This window comes from Corallococcus sp. AS-1-6, assembly GCF_020037015.1.
In the GTDB taxonomy this organism is placed as follows: Bacteria; Myxococcota; Myxococcia; order Myxococcales; family Myxococcaceae; genus Corallococcus.
In genome coordinates this window covers 106070-120213 of sequence record NZ_JAIQDE010000024.1, presented here as the reverse complement: position 1 = coordinate 120213, position 14144 = coordinate 106070, and the positions used below count along the sequence as shown (strand labels likewise).

Annotated in this window: 12 protein-coding genes; 1 reads left to right on the top strand and 11 read right to left on the bottom strand. The window is 69.0% G+C overall.

All coding sequences use genetic code 11. The annotated features are described in order from the left end of the window. Positions 1-47 precede the first annotated feature (47 nt). A complete protein-coding gene (locus K8612_RS28365) occupies positions 48-788 on the top strand; it encodes a 16S rRNA (uracil(1498)-N(3))-methyltransferase (protein WP_223764575.1) in 741 nt (246 codons plus the stop codon). Here K8612_RS28365 and K8612_RS28360 read toward each other — a convergent pair. From K8612_RS28360 to clpX, 11 genes are all read right to left on the bottom strand, one after another. After that, the gene (locus K8612_RS28360; protein ID WP_223764554.1) at positions 769-2148 is read right to left on the bottom strand and encodes a DUF2914 domain-containing protein; all 1380 of its coding nucleotides are present in this window, start codon (positions 2146-2148) and stop codon (positions 769-771) included. The genes K8612_RS28365 and K8612_RS28360 overlap by 20 nt on opposite strands. 92 nt (positions 2149-2240) lie before the next feature. Next, positions 2241-2558 (bottom strand): Grx4 family monothiol glutaredoxin, encoded by a 318-nt coding sequence (gene grxD, locus K8612_RS28355; RefSeq protein WP_223738542.1) that lies wholly within the window; start codon positions 2556-2558, stop codon positions 2241-2243. 17 nt (positions 2559-2575) lie between these two features. After that, entirely contained in the window at positions 2576-2833 is a 258-nt protein-coding gene (locus tag K8612_RS28350; protein ID WP_120619125.1) for a BolA family protein, read from the bottom strand. Next, positions 2833-3378 carry a YqgE/AlgH family protein gene (locus K8612_RS28345; RefSeq protein ID WP_043322781.1) on the bottom strand — a complete coding sequence of 182 codons (546 nt, stop codon included), beginning with the start codon at positions 3376-3378 and terminating at the stop codon, positions 2833-2835. The genes K8612_RS28350 and K8612_RS28345 overlap by 1 nt, the downstream gene beginning before the upstream one ends. 60 nt (positions 3379-3438) lie before the next feature. Continuing rightward, complete coding sequence (locus tag K8612_RS28340; protein WP_014394875.1) at positions 3439-3888, bottom strand: response regulator; 450 nt, start codon at positions 3886-3888, stop codon at positions 3439-3441. Positions 3889-3953: 65 nt separating this feature from the next. Next, on the bottom strand, positions 3954-4766 hold the full coding sequence (locus tag K8612_RS28335) for an ABC transporter permease subunit (protein ID WP_223738541.1): 813 nt from the start codon (positions 4764-4766) through the stop codon (positions 3954-3956). Further along, the gene (locus K8612_RS28330; protein ID WP_223764553.1) at positions 4763-5647 is read right to left on the bottom strand and encodes an ABC transporter permease subunit; all 885 of its coding nucleotides are present in this window, start codon (positions 5645-5647) and stop codon (positions 4763-4765) included. The genes K8612_RS28335 and K8612_RS28330 overlap by 4 nt, the downstream gene beginning before the upstream one ends. Positions 5648-5995: 348 nt before the next feature. Next, on the bottom strand, positions 5996-7705 hold the full coding sequence (locus tag K8612_RS28325) for a peptide ABC transporter substrate-binding protein (RefSeq protein WP_373692143.1): 1710 nt from the start codon (positions 7703-7705) through the stop codon (positions 5996-5998). 120 nt (positions 7706-7825) lie between these two features. Beyond that, entirely contained in the window at positions 7826-10279 is a 2454-nt protein-coding gene (gene lon / locus K8612_RS28320; RefSeq protein ID WP_223738540.1) for an endopeptidase La, read from the bottom strand. Positions 10280-10473: 194 nt separating this feature from the next. Then, the gene (locus K8612_RS28315; RefSeq protein ID WP_223764552.1) at positions 10474-12660 is read right to left on the bottom strand and encodes a prolyl oligopeptidase family protein; all 2187 of its coding nucleotides are present in this window, start codon (positions 12658-12660) and stop codon (positions 10474-10476) included. A 185-nt stretch (positions 12661-12845) separates the two neighbouring features. Next, complete coding sequence (gene clpX / locus K8612_RS28310; protein WP_014394869.1) at positions 12846-14129, bottom strand: ATP-dependent Clp protease ATP-binding subunit ClpX; 1284 nt, start codon at positions 14127-14129, stop codon at positions 12846-12848. Positions 14130-14144 lie beyond the last annotated feature (15 nt).

Below are 14144 nucleotides of genomic sequence, written 5' to 3'. Positions count from 1 at the left end.
CCCGCCCCCTCCCCTGCCCGCCCGGGAACGGCTACATGGAGGAGACCGTGAACCTGCTCCTGCTCTTCGACGAGGACTTCCAGCCGGACGGCACCGCCCGGCTCACCGGCCGCCGCGCCCAGCACGCCCGCGAGGTCCTCAAGGCCGAACCCGGCGAATCCCTGCGCGTGGGCCGCCTGAACGGCCTCACCGGCACGGGCGAGGTGCTGGAGAACGCCCCCGGCCTGCTCCACCTGCGCGTCGAGCTGACGGACCCGCCGCCGCCCCGGGCCGGCGTGGACCTGCTGTTGGCCATCCCCCGCCCCAAGGCGCTCAAGAAGGTCCTGCCCGCCGTGGCGTCCCTGGGCGTGGACCGCGTCGTGCTGGTGAACGCGGCCCGCGTGGAGAAGAGCTACTTCGACTCCAAGGTGCTCAACGAGGCCTTCGTCCGCGAGCTGCTCCTCCAGGGCCTGGAGCAGGCCCGCGACACCCGCATGCCGGAGGTGCTTGTCCGCGAGCGCTTCCGCCCCTTCGTCGAGGACGAACTGGACGCCGTCTTCGGCCCGGAGCCGCTGCGCCTGCTCCCCCACCCGCCCGCCAGCCTCTCCCTCCAGGCCCGGGACATCACGAGTGCCACGCGGGTGGTGCTCGCCATCGGACCGGACGGAGGCTGGGTGCCCTTCGAGGCGCAGCTCCTGGAAGCCCACGGCTTCCTGCCCTTCTCGCTGGGCCCCCGCATCCTGCGCGTGGAGACGGCGGTGCCGGTGCTGCTGGGTCAGGTGACGCTGCTCAAGGCGCCGGCGCCGTAGCCTCGGGGGCCGGGGCCGTCACCGGCGCGGGAGGCTGGAGCTTCTGCCAGTCCTCCAGCGAGATGGGCTTGATGACCTTGAGCACGGACACGTCCACCTTCTCCGGGCGCGGCTCGGTGCGCGTGTCCTCGGTGACGGTGAAGTTGAGGCGGTTGATTTCATGCCCGTCCTCTGTCTCCAGCACGACGCGCCAGTCCCCCGGCTTGGGCGTGGTGCCCGGCCGCGCGTAGTAGCGGTAGCCGCCCTCCGTGCCGTTGCTGGTCACGTTGGCCATGAACCCCTTGCCCAGCGACGTCCAGCCCTTCTCCGGGTGGTCGAAGAACCAGCGCACGCGCACGCGGTACGGCTCGAAGCCCTTGGGCGCGAAGATGCGGAAGAAGTACATGGGCTCCTCGCCCGGCCGCACCAGGAAGTCCTGGTCGCCGTGGTGGAACGCCGTCCAGACCTTCCACCAGGGCTGCGCCTCCGACGTCAGGTGATACACGCCCGGGGAGACGCGCTTCACCTGGTGGTAGATGCCGCTGTACTGCACCGCCAGGGGCACCGGCGGAATCACGCCCACGAAGTAGCACCCGAGCAGCAGCGCCTGCGCGCCGAAGCCGGGAATCGCCACCGTGCGCAGCAGCGCCTTCTCATCCGGGCGCCAGCGCTTGAGCACGCGAAGCAGCCCGTACACGCTCCCGCACCCCAGCGCGACGGACAGCGTGAAGATCCACCACCCCACCCGCCCAAAGAGCACCGGCAGGAGCGACGCGAAGTACAGCGTCACGCACAGGCTGAAGACGGCCACGCGGATGACGGGGCCCAACTGCCGGAAGCGCGGCAGCTCGTTCGCCACCAGCAACCCGAACATGCCCGCCATGAACAGCAGCGGCGTGAAGCCCGACGAGCTCTTGAAGAGGAACAGCGTGAACGCGCTCAGCAGGCTGCCCATGAAGAAGTGCAGCGCGTCCTCGCGGAAGCGCCACACCTTGGACAGGAGCTTCGGCGGCTCCACGCCTTCGGGGTAGCGCTGCTCCAGCACCAGCAGGCCCGCCAGGATGGCCAGGTAGACGAAGTTCTGCACCTCCGTGAGCGCGTCGTCGATGGGGCTCAGCGTGAGGACGTCGTAGAGGAAGCCCGCGAAGAAGAAGAGGGCCATCTCCTGCTTCTCGTACTTCGCGCGGAAGGCCTGCACGCGGTCCACCAACGTGGGCGTCTTCTCCGTGCTGACCAGGTCGTCCGGATCCACGACCGCGCCGCCGGGCGTGGCGACCGCGACGTTCGCACCGGGAGGAAGGGGGCCCCCCTCGACCGGCACGCCGGGCACTTCGGTGGACGCGTCCTGCGGCTTCGACTCAGGCGGTGTGACGGTGAGCACGGCGGCTTTCAACCCCTCTTGGCGACCGCCGCCCAGTCTACGCGGGGGAAGGGGCCCGGGTCTTCCCCCCGGCCCCGCTCCCGCTCCAACGCCTACTTGCCGCCGGCGGCGACCAGGTCCTGCAGCTCGCCGCGCTCGGCCAGCTCCATCAGGATGTCCGACCCGCCCACGAACTTCCCGTGGATGTAGACCTGCGGAATCGTGGGCCAGTTGGAGTAGTCCTTGATGCCCTGGCGCACGGCCGGGTCCGCCAGCACGTCCACCGTGTGCACCGGGCCCAGCGGCTGGAGCAACTGGAGCGCGCGCGCGGAGAAGCCGCACTGGGGGAACAGGGCGTTGCCCTTCATGAAGAGGACGATGGGGTGCGACTTCACCGTCTCGTCGAACTGGGCCTTGAGGTTTGCGTCCATGAATCGTTGCTCCTTCTTCAGCGGGGCCCGAGCTTCTTCCACTGCTCGGGCGAATAGGTCTTGAGCGCGAGCGCGTGCAGCTCGCCCGACTTGAGCCACTGCTGCAGCGGCGCGTACACCAGTTGGTGCTGCTCCACCATCGTCTTGCCGGTGAAGGCGGGCGAGATGACGCGCGCCTCGAAGTGGTCCCCCGTCCCCGTGGTGTCGTTCAACTCCACCTCCGAGCCCGGCAGGGCGTCCAGGAGGTAACGGCGAAGCGTCTCGGCGTCGAGCATCAGTTCATCCCCTTTCCCATCACCAGCATGGCCGGGTCCACGCCCAGACCGCGCAGGGTGGCATCCCACAACTTCGCCGGGTCCTGCCCCAGCACCGCGTCCGCGGTGGCGTCGGCGTACAGCCACGAGCCGGCGGCGATTTCATTCTCCAACTGCTTGGGGCCCCAGCCCGCGTACCCCAGGCAGAAGCGCACGCGCGGACTCGTCCGCTGCAGGAGGGGGCCCAGCGCGTCCAGGGTGACGCTGAGGTAGAGGCCCGGAAGGACGGAGTGCTTCTCCGCGACGGACTCATCGTCGTGCAGGACGAAGCCCCGTTGGGGTTCCACCGGGCCGCCCACGAACACCGGCTGCGACACGCGGTCCGTCGAGATGTCCATCGACTGACCGCGCGCCAGCTCACCGAGCGTCAGGGGCGCTCCCCGGTTCACGACGAGCCCCATGGAGCCCGTCTCCCCGTGTTCGATCATCAGGATGACCGAGCGGTAGAAGTTCGGGTCTCCAAGCTGGGGCATGGCCAGCAGGAAGCCGGAGGCGAGGTTCTTCACGCCAGGGAGCATCGGCCGTCCGGCGGGGGTGTGCAACCGGAACCCGCTCCCCTGCTGACCTCAGTGCCAGCTCTGGTGCTTGGACTTCAGCGCCTTGGCCAGCTTCTCCGGATCCAACGGCTTGCCGATGAAGAGGTCCGCGCCCAGGCCCTTGCACTTGCGAGCCGTGGCCGCGTCGCTCATGGCGCTCACGCCGATGAGCACGGCCTGCGGGAACTTCTCGCGCAGCTTGGACATGAGGGTGGTGCCGCTGCGGCCGGGCAGGAACACGTCCACGATGGCGGCGTCCATGCGCTTGTTGCGCACGGCGAACTCGGCCTCCTCCGCGCTGCCCACGGGCATGGCGTCGTAGCCCCAGGTGCTCACCAGCTCCACCAGGAGTTCGCGGTGCGCGGCGTCGTCCTCCACCACCAGCACCGAACCCCGGACGGTCTCCTTGCGCAGGCCGTCGTCACGCGGACGCTCATCACGGGCAGGCGAGAGGGGGATTTCTTCCGTCGGGAGGGACATGATGTTCACCTGAGGGCAAAGGGTTTCCGTCCGTGTGAAACCGCCGCCTCAATGTGCGGCATTCCTCACACTTCGCGACGGGTACCTCCCCCCAGCGCCTGTGAAGCGAGCGAGGCGCCAAGCACCAGCAGGACGAGCAGCCCCCACGCGGGAATCACCACGCGGCCGCCGCCCTCGTAGATGAGCGCGGCGTAGGACGTGCCCAGGTAGCGGCCCAGGGACATGGGCTCCATGCGGGCGATGCCGAAGAAGCTCACCGTGGACTCGGTGAGGATGGCGCTCGGAAGGCGGCTCAGGAACACGGCCAGCACGAAGGGGCGCAAGAGGGGCCACAGGTGCACGCGGAGGATGTGCGCGCCGCCGCCGCCCAGGGCCCGAGCGGCGGCCACGTACTCCTGGCCCTCCAGCGTGGCCAGGCGGTCGCGGAACATGCGCGCGGGGCCGGCCCAGCCCACCAGGGCCAGGGACGTCACCATCAAGCCGAAGGGCCCCAGGCCCCCGCCCATGCCCGCGTCCATGAGGGACTGGCCCGCGAGCTGGAGCACCATCACCACGAGGACATCCGGGAGGGCGAACACGGCGTCCACCGCCCGCAGGAGCACCTGCTCCGTCACGCCGCCGGACAGCCGCGCGAGCGCCGCGACCGCCAGCCCCAGCACGGTGGACAGCGCGCCGGCCGCGAGCCCGATGGCCAGCGACACCCACAGGCCGCCGAAGGCCAGCTCGCACACGCTGCGGTCCGGGCGGTTCAGGTCCCAGCCGAGCGGACAGGTGTTCGCGAGGGCTTCGGGGAACAGGCGGCCGGCCACGAGGCTCAGCGCCCCCAGGCCCACGAGCAGGACCAGCCCCACCCAGGCACGCACGGGGACGCGGTTCAAGCGCGGGCCTCCCGGGCGCGGGGATCCACGAGCATGCGCAAGAGCTCCACGGTGAGGCTCACGACGACGAGCACGGTGGCGAAGGTGGTGGTGGACACGACGACGACGGCGACCTGCTTGTTGAGCACGGCGAGCACGTAGAGCTGGCCGAAGTACGGCAGGCCGAAGACGCGCTCCGCGGCGAACGAGCCCGCGAGCAGGGCCGTGGCGACGGGAGTCACGGCGTCCAGGAGCGCGGGCCACACGTTGGGGAGGACATGGCGGCGCAGCACGGTGCCGGGGTCCAGGCCCTTGCTGAGCGCGGTGCGCACGTAGTCGCGGGACAGCTCGGTCTCCAGCGCATCGCCCACGAGCGTGCCCAGGAAGGTCCCCGGCCAGATGGCGATGACGACCGCCGCGCAGAGCTCCGGCAGCAGGTGACCGCGCTCCACCACGGCGGGCGCCAGCAGCAGCGCGGGGATGAACACGGGCGTCCCGAACGCGATTGCGGGGAGCACGTCCCCGAGCACGGCGAAGCGCCCCCGCCGCCAACGGGTGCGCAGCAGCGCGAAGCCCACCGCCCAGGCAAGCGCGAGGGGAAGCGCGACCAGGCCCACGCCCACGCTGCCGGAGAGTTTCTGGAGCAGCTCATCGCCGGTGATGCCCTGGGCGCTGGTGCCCAGGCGTTCCCCCGCGAAGAGCTTCTCCCACGGCCGCAGGAACCCGAGCGGTTCACCGATGCCCAGGTCGCGCTGGTACGAAGCCGCCAGCTCCGGGGACACCTGCCGCTTGTTGTCGCTCTCCGTGGTGAGCGGCAGCGCGGCCATGAGGAAGTACGAGGCCACCGCCACCACCGGCACGAGCACGAACTGGCGCACGAGGCGCGTCGCGATGAGGCGCATGCGCTAGGCCCTCGGAATGGGAACGCCGCAGGGACACCCCGGCAACGGCGCGCCGTGGAAACCTGTCCAACTGTCGGACAGGTTTGGACCCTGTCGGCCGGGAGGTGGGCACCGTGGGTATCCGGCGGCAGCGCATCCCCGCCGTTCGCGTGGCCCCTCCACGCCACGCATGAGCGACGGCCCCAGAGAGGCCCGGCCTCTCGTGCCTTTGCGCCAAGGGCCTGAGGCCATCGCCCGAGAGCGCACGCACCGAGGCCTCGTGGGGCCCACTCCCTCGGCTCCCAGGTGGCACGCACGCAACGGGGGCTCGAAGCTCGGCCTCCCACCTCGCATCACCGGGTCCATGCGCTAGGGCCCCTGCCCTTCCGCGCGGGCCGAGGGCGTCTCATCCGGCCCCAGCCGCAGCGCGCGCAGCGCGAGGAAGTTGAAGGGGTCCACGTCCAGGCCGTGCAGCCGCGCCCGCGCCCGGAAGTAGCGGTCCGGGTGGTACAGCGGCGCGATGACCGCCTCCTCCCCCACCAGCACCTCCTGGGCCTTCGCGTACAGCTCCCGCGCGTGAGCCGGATCCGGGTCGCCGTCCGCATCCTCCAGCAACTGCTCGAAGCGGCGCATCGGCTCACCGCCGCCCTGCGACTCCCAGCCCGTCTGGTGGTTGCCCTGCCGTTCGAACAGCGTGAAGAACGTGTTGGGGTGCGCGTAGTCCGCGCCCAGCCGCCGCAGGTACAGGTCATACGCACGCGGCCCCTGCGGCGTCCTGCGCGCCACCTCCGCGGAGAAGTCCGACCGCGAATCCACCACCACCCGCACGCCCACCTTCGCGAGCTGCGCCGCGATGCGCTCCGCCAGCGCCTCCTCCGGCACGAACGAATCTCCCGCCTTCACCACCAGCCGCAGCGGCCGGTCCAACCCCTTCACCCCGGCCAGCTCCGCCTTCGCCCGCTCCGGCTCGTAGCGAGGCAGCCGGGCCGCCTGCTCCGGCGTCGCCGCATCCGGCAGCTCCGGCGGCAGCAACACGTTCGTCGCGCGCGCGGCCGGCAGCAGCCCCGCGAGCAGCGCCTCCCGGTCCAACGCCCGCGCCAGCGCCCGGCGCACCTCCGGCCGGTCCAGCGGCGGACGCTCCGTGTTGAAGCCCAGGAAGTACGTGGACAACAGCGGCTCCCGCTTCAGGTCCGCCGCCTTCATCCCGCGCAGCGCCGCCGCGCTGTCCACGAAGACGAAGTCCACCCGGCCCCGCTCATACAGCGCCGAGCCGATCTCCGACTTCATCAGCGTCAACACCGGCGCCGGCGTCTCCCCGGGGCCCATCGGCGGAACGAACGCGCTGCGCGGGTTGAAGACCAGCCGCACGCGCTCCCCCGCGCGGTCCCAGCGCTCCACGCGATACGGCCCCACCGCCAGCGGCCGCCCGTCGCGAGGCCGGTCGAAGTAGTCGCGCACCGCCTCGTCCGACCTGCCCTCCAGGTCCGCCGAAGGCGCGGGAAAGAACAGGTACACGTTCGCGAGCCGCGCCAGGAAGTAGCTCCGGGGCCGGGCCAGCGTCACCCGCAGCGTCCGCGCGTCCAGCGCCTCCACCCCCACGCGAGCAAGCGCGGCCTTCACCTCCGCCTCCGGCGCCCCGCGCTCCTGCAGCGCGAGCACGGCCTCCGCCCCCTGGAGGTCCGCCATCTCGCCGCGCTCACGTCCAAGCAGCGCCCGGTGCCACCCGAAGACGAAGTCGCGCGCCGTAACGGGAGAACCGTCCGACCACGTCACGTCCTCGCACAGGTGGAACGTGTAGACCTCATGCCCGGCCGCGTCCGCCTCACGCTCCCACCGCGCCGCCAGGCCCGGCTGGACCGAGTGGTCCGCCCCCAACGTGGTGAGCCCCTTCTGCGTGGCCAGCATCACCGGGTAGTTCACCCAGCTCTGCGGATCCGAATGGCTCCAGTCGAGCGTGGTGGGCATCGCCGGCACCACCACCTTCACGCCCGGCTCGGGCTGGAAGCCGCACGGCCCGCAGGCCGCGGCCATCACCAGCACCAGGGAGTAGGACAGGATTCGCGCGCGGGGAGCCACCACCCGCGTTGTACCCCGACCGGCCCGTAAAAAAGAGAGAAGCCAGGAGACCGGCGACCCCTGGTCGGCCGGCATCCTGGCTTCGTCACTGCCCGGCCCCAGCAAGGGGGCCGGCGCTCAACCTCAGGCCTGCGAAGGCGTGGACGCCGTCTCCGTCACGGACAGCCCCGTCTTCAGGTTGTCCCCCGCTCCCTTGCGGCCGAACTCCTCCGGCTTCTCCAGGAGCAGCGCCTCACGCAGCACGTCGTCCACGAACTCCACCGGGACGATGCGCAGCGCCTTGCGGATCTTCAGCGGGATGTCCTTCAGGTCCTTCTTGTTCGCCTTCGGAATCAGGACCGTCTTGATGCCCGCGCGGTGCGCCGCCAGCGTCTTCTCCTTCAGACCGCCGATGGGCAGCACGCGGCCACGCAGCGTGATTTCACCCGTCATCGCCACGTCCCTGCGGACCGGCACGCGCGTCAGCGCGCTCACCAGCGCCGTGGCCATGGTGACGCCCGCGGACGGACCGTCCTTGGGGATCGCGCCCTCCGGCAGGTGGACGTGGATGTCGTAGTTCTCGAACACCTTGCGGTCGATGCCGAAGCGCTCCGCGCGGCTGCGCACGTAGGACATGGCCGCCTGGGCGGACTCCTGCATCACCTCGCCCAGCTTGCCGGTGATGATGAGCTTGCCCTTGCCCGGCATGGACGTGGCTTCCGTGGTGAGGATCTCACCGCCCAGCTCCGTCCACGCGAGCCCCGTGACGATGCCCACCTGGTCCTCGCGCTCCGCCACGCCGTAGCGGAAGCGGGGCGTGCCCAGGAACTTCATCGCCTGCTTGCGGTCCACCTCGATGAGGTCCCGCTTGCCGTTCTTCAGCACGTCGCGGGCGATCTTCCGGAACACGCCGCCAATCTCACGCTCCAGCGAACGCACGCCCGACTCGCGCGTGTACCGGTGCACGATGGTCTTCAGCGCGTCGTTGGTGATCTCGATCTTCAGGTCCGAGAGGCCGTTGGCCTCCTGCTCCTTCGGGATCAGGTAGCGCCGCGCGATGGAGAGCTTCTCCGGCTCGGTGTACCCCGCGATGCGGATGACCTCCATGCGGTCCTGCAGCGGACCGGGGATGTTGTGCATCGTGTTCGCGGTGCAGATGAACATCACCTTGGACAGGTCGTAGTCGAGGTCCAGGTAGTGGTCGTTGAAGTTGTGGTTCTGCTCCGGGTCCAGCACCTCCAGCAGCGCCGCGCTCGGGTCGCCACGGAAGTCCGTGGACATCTTGTCGATCTCGTCCAGGAGGAACACGGGGTTGTTGCTGCCCGCCTTCTTCAGGGACTGGATGAGCTTGCCCGGCATCGCGCCGATGTACGTGCGGCGGTGGCCACGGATTTCGGCCTCGTCACGCACGCCGCCCAGGGACAGGCGCACGAACTTGCGGCCCGTGGCCCGCGCGATGCTGCGCGCGAGCGACGTCTTGCCCACGCCCGGGGGACCGACGAAGCACAGCACGGGGCCCTTGAGCTTCTTCACCAACTGCTGCACGGCCAGGTACTCGAGGATGCGCTCCTTCGGCTTCTTCAGGCCGTAGTGGTCCTCGTTGAGCACCCGCTCCGCTTCGGTGACGTCCAGCCGGTCCTGGGTCTCGTCGTACCAGGGCAGGCTGATGATCCAGTCGATGTAGTTGCGGACGACCGTGGCCTCGGCGCTCATCGGGCTCATCATCCGGAGCTTCTTCAGCTCCTTCTTGACCTTGAGCGTGGCCTCCTTGCTCATCCGCTTGTTCTTCAGCTTCTCTTCAATCTCCTGGATCTCGTTCTTGAACTCGTCGCGCTCACCCAGCTCCTTCTGAATGGCCTGCATCTGCTCATTCAGGTAGTACTCCTTCTGGGTCTTCTCCATCTGCTTCTTGACGCGCGTGCGGATCTTCTTCTCCACCTGGAGGATCTCGATCTCGCCCTGCATCAGCTCGTAGAGCTTCTCCAGGCGCTTGGCCGGAGACTCCGTCTCGAGCAGCGCCTGCTTGTCGTTCAGCTTCAGCGACAGGTGCGCGACGATGGTGTCCGCCAGGCGCGCCGGGTCGTCGATGCTGGCGACCTGCATCAGCATCTCCGGCGGGATGCGCTTGTTGAGCTTCACGAAGGCTTCGAAGACGGAGTGGACGGAGCGCACCAGCGCCTCCAGCTCCACGCTCTTCTCCAACTGCTCCTCGACCTCGTCCACCTCGACCATGAAGAAGGCGTCGTTCGGGTGGAACTTCTTCACCTTGGCGCGGCGCACGCCCTCCACCAGGACCTTCATCGTGCCGTCGGGCAGCGGGAGGAGCTGGATGAGGTGACCGATGGTGCCGAAGTGGAAGATGTCGTCGGGCGAGGGGTCGTTCGTCTTGGCCTTCTTCTGGGCGGCCAGCAGGATGACCGCCTTGTCATCCGGCCCCTTGTGGGCCATCGCGTCCTTCAGCGCCGCGATGGACTTCTCCCGGCCGACGAACAGCGGAACCACCATGTGCGGGAACACGATGATGTCCCGAAGGGGCAAGAGCGGGATGGTGAGTCCCCGCTTCTGGGCTTCCTTCTTGTCGTCACGTCCGAAGAACATGTATCCGCCACCCGCTGGCCCGCCGTACGGGCAGGCCCTTCAAGAGTTGCCCACATGCCGCCCAAGCGCGCATGCAGGGTGAAACACCGCTCTATAACACGCCGGTCGCAGGACCCGTTCCCCGCTCAAGATTGGGGGTCCGCACCCTGCCTTCAAGGGAACACCGGGAGGCAGGAGTGTGTCCTGCCCCCATTCTAGCGGCTCTCGGCCGCTACCCCGGCGTCCGGCCATGCGACGCCCAGCGCCTGGAAGAGGAAGGCATACATGTCCACGCTGGACTCGATGGCCTTGGCCACCTGGTCCGCCCCGCCATGGCCCGCGTTCGCCTCGATGCGTAGCAACGTGGGCGCCGGATTGCCCTTCGCGTTCTGCACCGCCGCCACGAACTTGCGCGCGTGCATGGGGTCCACCCGGTCATCGTGGTCCGAGCTCATCATCAGCAGGGGCGGGTAGCGCACGTCCTGACGCACGCGGTGGTAGGGCGAATAGGCGTACAGGGTCTTGAACTGCCCGGCGTCATCCGCGGACCCGTACTCCGGCACCCAGGTCCGCCCGCTGCCGAACAGGTGGAAGCGCACCATGTCCAGGAGCGGCACGCCGCACACCACCGCGCCGTACAGCTCCGGGCGCTGCGTCATGGCCGCGCCCACCAGCAGGCCGCCGTTGCTGCCGCCGTAGATGGCCAGCTTCTTCGCCTGCGTGTACTGCTCCTTCGCCAGGTACTCGGCCGCGCCGGCGAAGTCGTCGAACACGTTCTGCTTGTTCGCGCCCCGGCCCGCCTCGTGCCACGCGGTGCCGTACTCACCGCCACCGCGCAGGTTGGCCACCGCGTAGATGCCGCCCGCGTCCAGCCACGGCAGGATGCTCGCGCGGAAGCCCGGCTGCATGCTCACCAGGAAGCCGCCGTAGCCGTACAGGAGCGTGGGGGCGGTGCCGTCCTTCTTCAGGCCCTTCTTGTAGACGAGGAACATGGGCACCTTGGTGCCGTCCTTCGACGTGAAGAAGACCTGCTCCGTGGTGTACGCGTCCGGGTCCATGGGCACTTCCACCTTCGCCCACAGGTCCACCTTCCCGCTCTTCACGGACGTCCGGTACACCTGCCGGGGCGTGGTGAAGGAGCTGTAGGAGAAGTAGGCGTCGTCCTGGTCCTCCAGGCCCAGCAGGTTGCTGGCGGCGCCCACGCCCGGCAGTTGCACGGTGCGCACCGGCTTGCCCTCCAGCGTGGCGATGCGCAGCTCCGTCGTCACGTCCTTGAGGTACTCCAGCGCCAGGTGGCCGCCCACCAGCGACACGCTCTCCAGCGTGGCCTTGGGGTCCTCCGGCACCAGTTCCTTCCAGTTCGCGCGCTCGGACTTCCTGGGGTCCACGGCGAAGACGCGCTGGCGCGGGGCGCCCTCGTCGGTGACGACGTAGAAGCGGTCCTTCCAGGCGATGACGCTGTACTTGGCGCCCTTGCCCTTCACGAGCAGCCGCCAGTCCTTGTCCGCCGGGTGCTTCCAGTAGACGTCGTTCTCGCTCCAGCCGCGCAGGATGGACGCGAAGAGGTACTTGCCGTCCCGCGACAGGTCGCCCTGGAGGAACGTCGTCGGGTCGCCGGTGCGCTCGTGCACCACGACGTCCTTCTTCGGATCCTCGCCCAGCTTGTGGAACTTGAGCGTGGTGTAGCCCGGGCGCGCGTCCACCGGGATGGAGGGGTCCGTGGGCAGCCACTCGTAGTAGAAGCCCTTGCCGTCCGGCGTCCAGTTGGTGTTGGCGTACTTGGCGCCCTCAATCACGTCCACCTTGGACCACTCACCGGTGTCCACGTCGATGACGTGCAGGGTGGCCTCGTCCGCGGCGTTGGGGCGCACCGGGAAGGCCACGCGCTTGCCGTCCCACGACGGCACCCAGCGGCCCAGGGACACCGGGCCGTCCTTGCTCATGGCGTTGGGGTCCAGCAGCACCTTCTCCTGTCCGGACTCGCCGTCCTTCCAGTAGACGATGGCCTTCTCCTTGTCCTTGTGGGTCCGCATGAAGAAGAAGCGGTTGCCCCGGCGGAAGGGCGCCGACACGGAGTCCACGTAGAACAGCTCCGTGAAGCGCTTCGCCAGCGCGTCGCGGCCCGGCATCTTCGCCAGGGCGTCGCGCGTGAAGCCGTCCTGCGCCTTCATCCAGGCCTGGACCTCCGGGGCCTTCTCGTCCTCCAGCCAGCGGTACGGATCCGCCACCTGCTCGCCGTGCAGCGTGTCCACCACCGCGTCGGAACGGGTCGCCGGGTAGGCCATGCGGGAGGGGCCCTCCTGGGCCGGAGCGGCCTGCGTCGCCTGGGACGCGGCGGGGGCTTCATCACGCGTGGCTTCCTTCGCGGAGGTGCACGCCACGAGCGACAACAGGGCAGGCATGAGGAGCTTTCTCATGGGGGACAGCAGATACAAGAAGCCCCCCGCCCCGGCCCGCAAAAAAGCGTGGCCCGCCCCCACGCCCGCAAGCCCCCCTGGAAAGGCGAAGGGCGCGCCCCGGTCCAATGACCGTGACGCGCCCCGTCATCCCCGTCAGGCTCTTGCGAGCCCCTAGAGGATGATTCCGCTCAGGCCGATTCCTTCTTCGGCTCTGGTGTCTCCTTGTTGTCCTGCGAGTGCAGGACGACGGGCTCGCTCTTCTTGAGGATGACCTCCTCGGAGATGAGCACCTCGCGGGCCGTCTTGCGGGACGGGATTTCGTACATCACGTCCAGCATGGCCGTCTCCAGGATGGAGCGCAGGCCGCGAGCGCCCGCCTTGCGGCGGATGGCCTCCGACGCGATGGCCTTCAAGGCCCCGTCGGTGAACTTCAGCGACACGCCGTCCAGTTCGAAGAGCTTGCGGTACTGCTTGGTGAGCGCGTTCTTGGGCTCGCCCAGGATGTTCACGAGCGCGCCTTCGTCCAGCTCCTCCAGCGCGGTGATGATGGGCAGGCGGCCGATGAACTCCGGAATCATGCCGAACTTGAGCAGGTCCTCCGGCTCCACGTGCTTGAGCAGCTCGCTGAGGTTGCGCTGCTTGCGCGATTGGATCTCCGCGCCGAAGCCCAGGCTGCGCCCGCCCAGGCGCCGCTCAATCACCTGCTCCAGGCCGCCGAACGCGCCGCCACAGATGAAGAGGATGTTGGTGGTGTCCACCTGCAGGAACTCCTGCTGCGGGTGCTTGCGGCCCCCCTTGGGCGGGACGTTGGCCACCGTGCCTTCGATGATCTTCAAGAGCGCCTGCTGCACGCCCTCGCCGCTCACGTCGCGCGTGATGGAGGGGTTCTCCGACTTGCGGGCGATCTTGTCGATTTCGTCGATGTAGACGATGCCCCGCTGCGCGCGCTCGATGTCGTGGTCCGCGGCCTGGAGCAGGTTGACGATGATGTTCTCCACGTCCTCACCGACGTAGCCGGCCTCCGTGAGGCACGTGGCGTCCGCGATGGTGAAGGGGACGTTGAGGATGCGCGCCAGGGTCTGCGCGAGCAGCGTCTTGCCGGAGCCCGTGGGGCCGAGCAGCAAGATGTTGCTCTTCTGCAGTTCCACGTCGTCCATGGCGACCTTGGACTCGATGCGCTTGTAGTGGTTGTGCACCGCCACGGAGAGCGTCTTCTTCGCGCGCTCCTGGCCCACCACGTACTCGTCCAGCACGGCCTTGATTTCAGAAGGCCGGGGGATGCGCAGCTTGGTGTCCTTGGTCTCCTCGCGGTCGATCTCCTCCGCGATGATGTCGTTGCACAGCCCGATGCACTCGTCGCAGATGTAGACCGTCGGGCCCGCGATGAGCTTCTTCACCTCCTTCTGCGACTTGCCGCAGAAGGAGCAGCAGAGGGTCTGGTTGTCTCGCTTCTCCACGTTCTTACCCGCCATGAAATCCCTCGCTGC

Excerpts from the sequence above, each read along its gene's own strand:
- K8612_RS28330 (WP_223764553.1), bottom strand. The coding sequence starts at position 5,647 with ATGCGCCTCATCGCGACGCGCCTCGTGCGCCAGTTCGTGCTCGTGCCG.
- K8612_RS28350 (WP_120619125.1), bottom strand. The coding sequence starts at position 2,833 with ATGCTCGACGCCGAGACGCTTCGCCGTTACCTCCTGGACGCCCTGCCG.
- lon (WP_223738540.1), bottom strand. The coding sequence starts at position 10,279 with ATGTTCTTCGGACGTGACGACAAGAAGGAAGCCCAGAAGCGGGGACTC.
- K8612_RS28315 (WP_223764552.1), bottom strand. The coding sequence starts at position 12,660 with ATGCCTGCCCTGTTGTCGCTCGTGGCGTGCACCTCCGCGAAGGAAGCC.
- clpX (WP_014394869.1), bottom strand. The coding sequence starts at position 14,129 with ATGGCGGGTAAGAACGTGGAGAAGCGAGACAACCAGACCCTCTGCTGC.
- grxD (WP_223738542.1), bottom strand. The coding sequence starts at position 2,558 with ATGGACGCAAACCTCAAGGCCCAGTTCGACGAGACGGTGAAGTCGCAC.
- K8612_RS28340 (WP_014394875.1), bottom strand. The coding sequence starts at position 3,888 with ATGTCCCTCCCGACGGAAGAAATCCCCCTCTCGCCTGCCCGTGATGAG.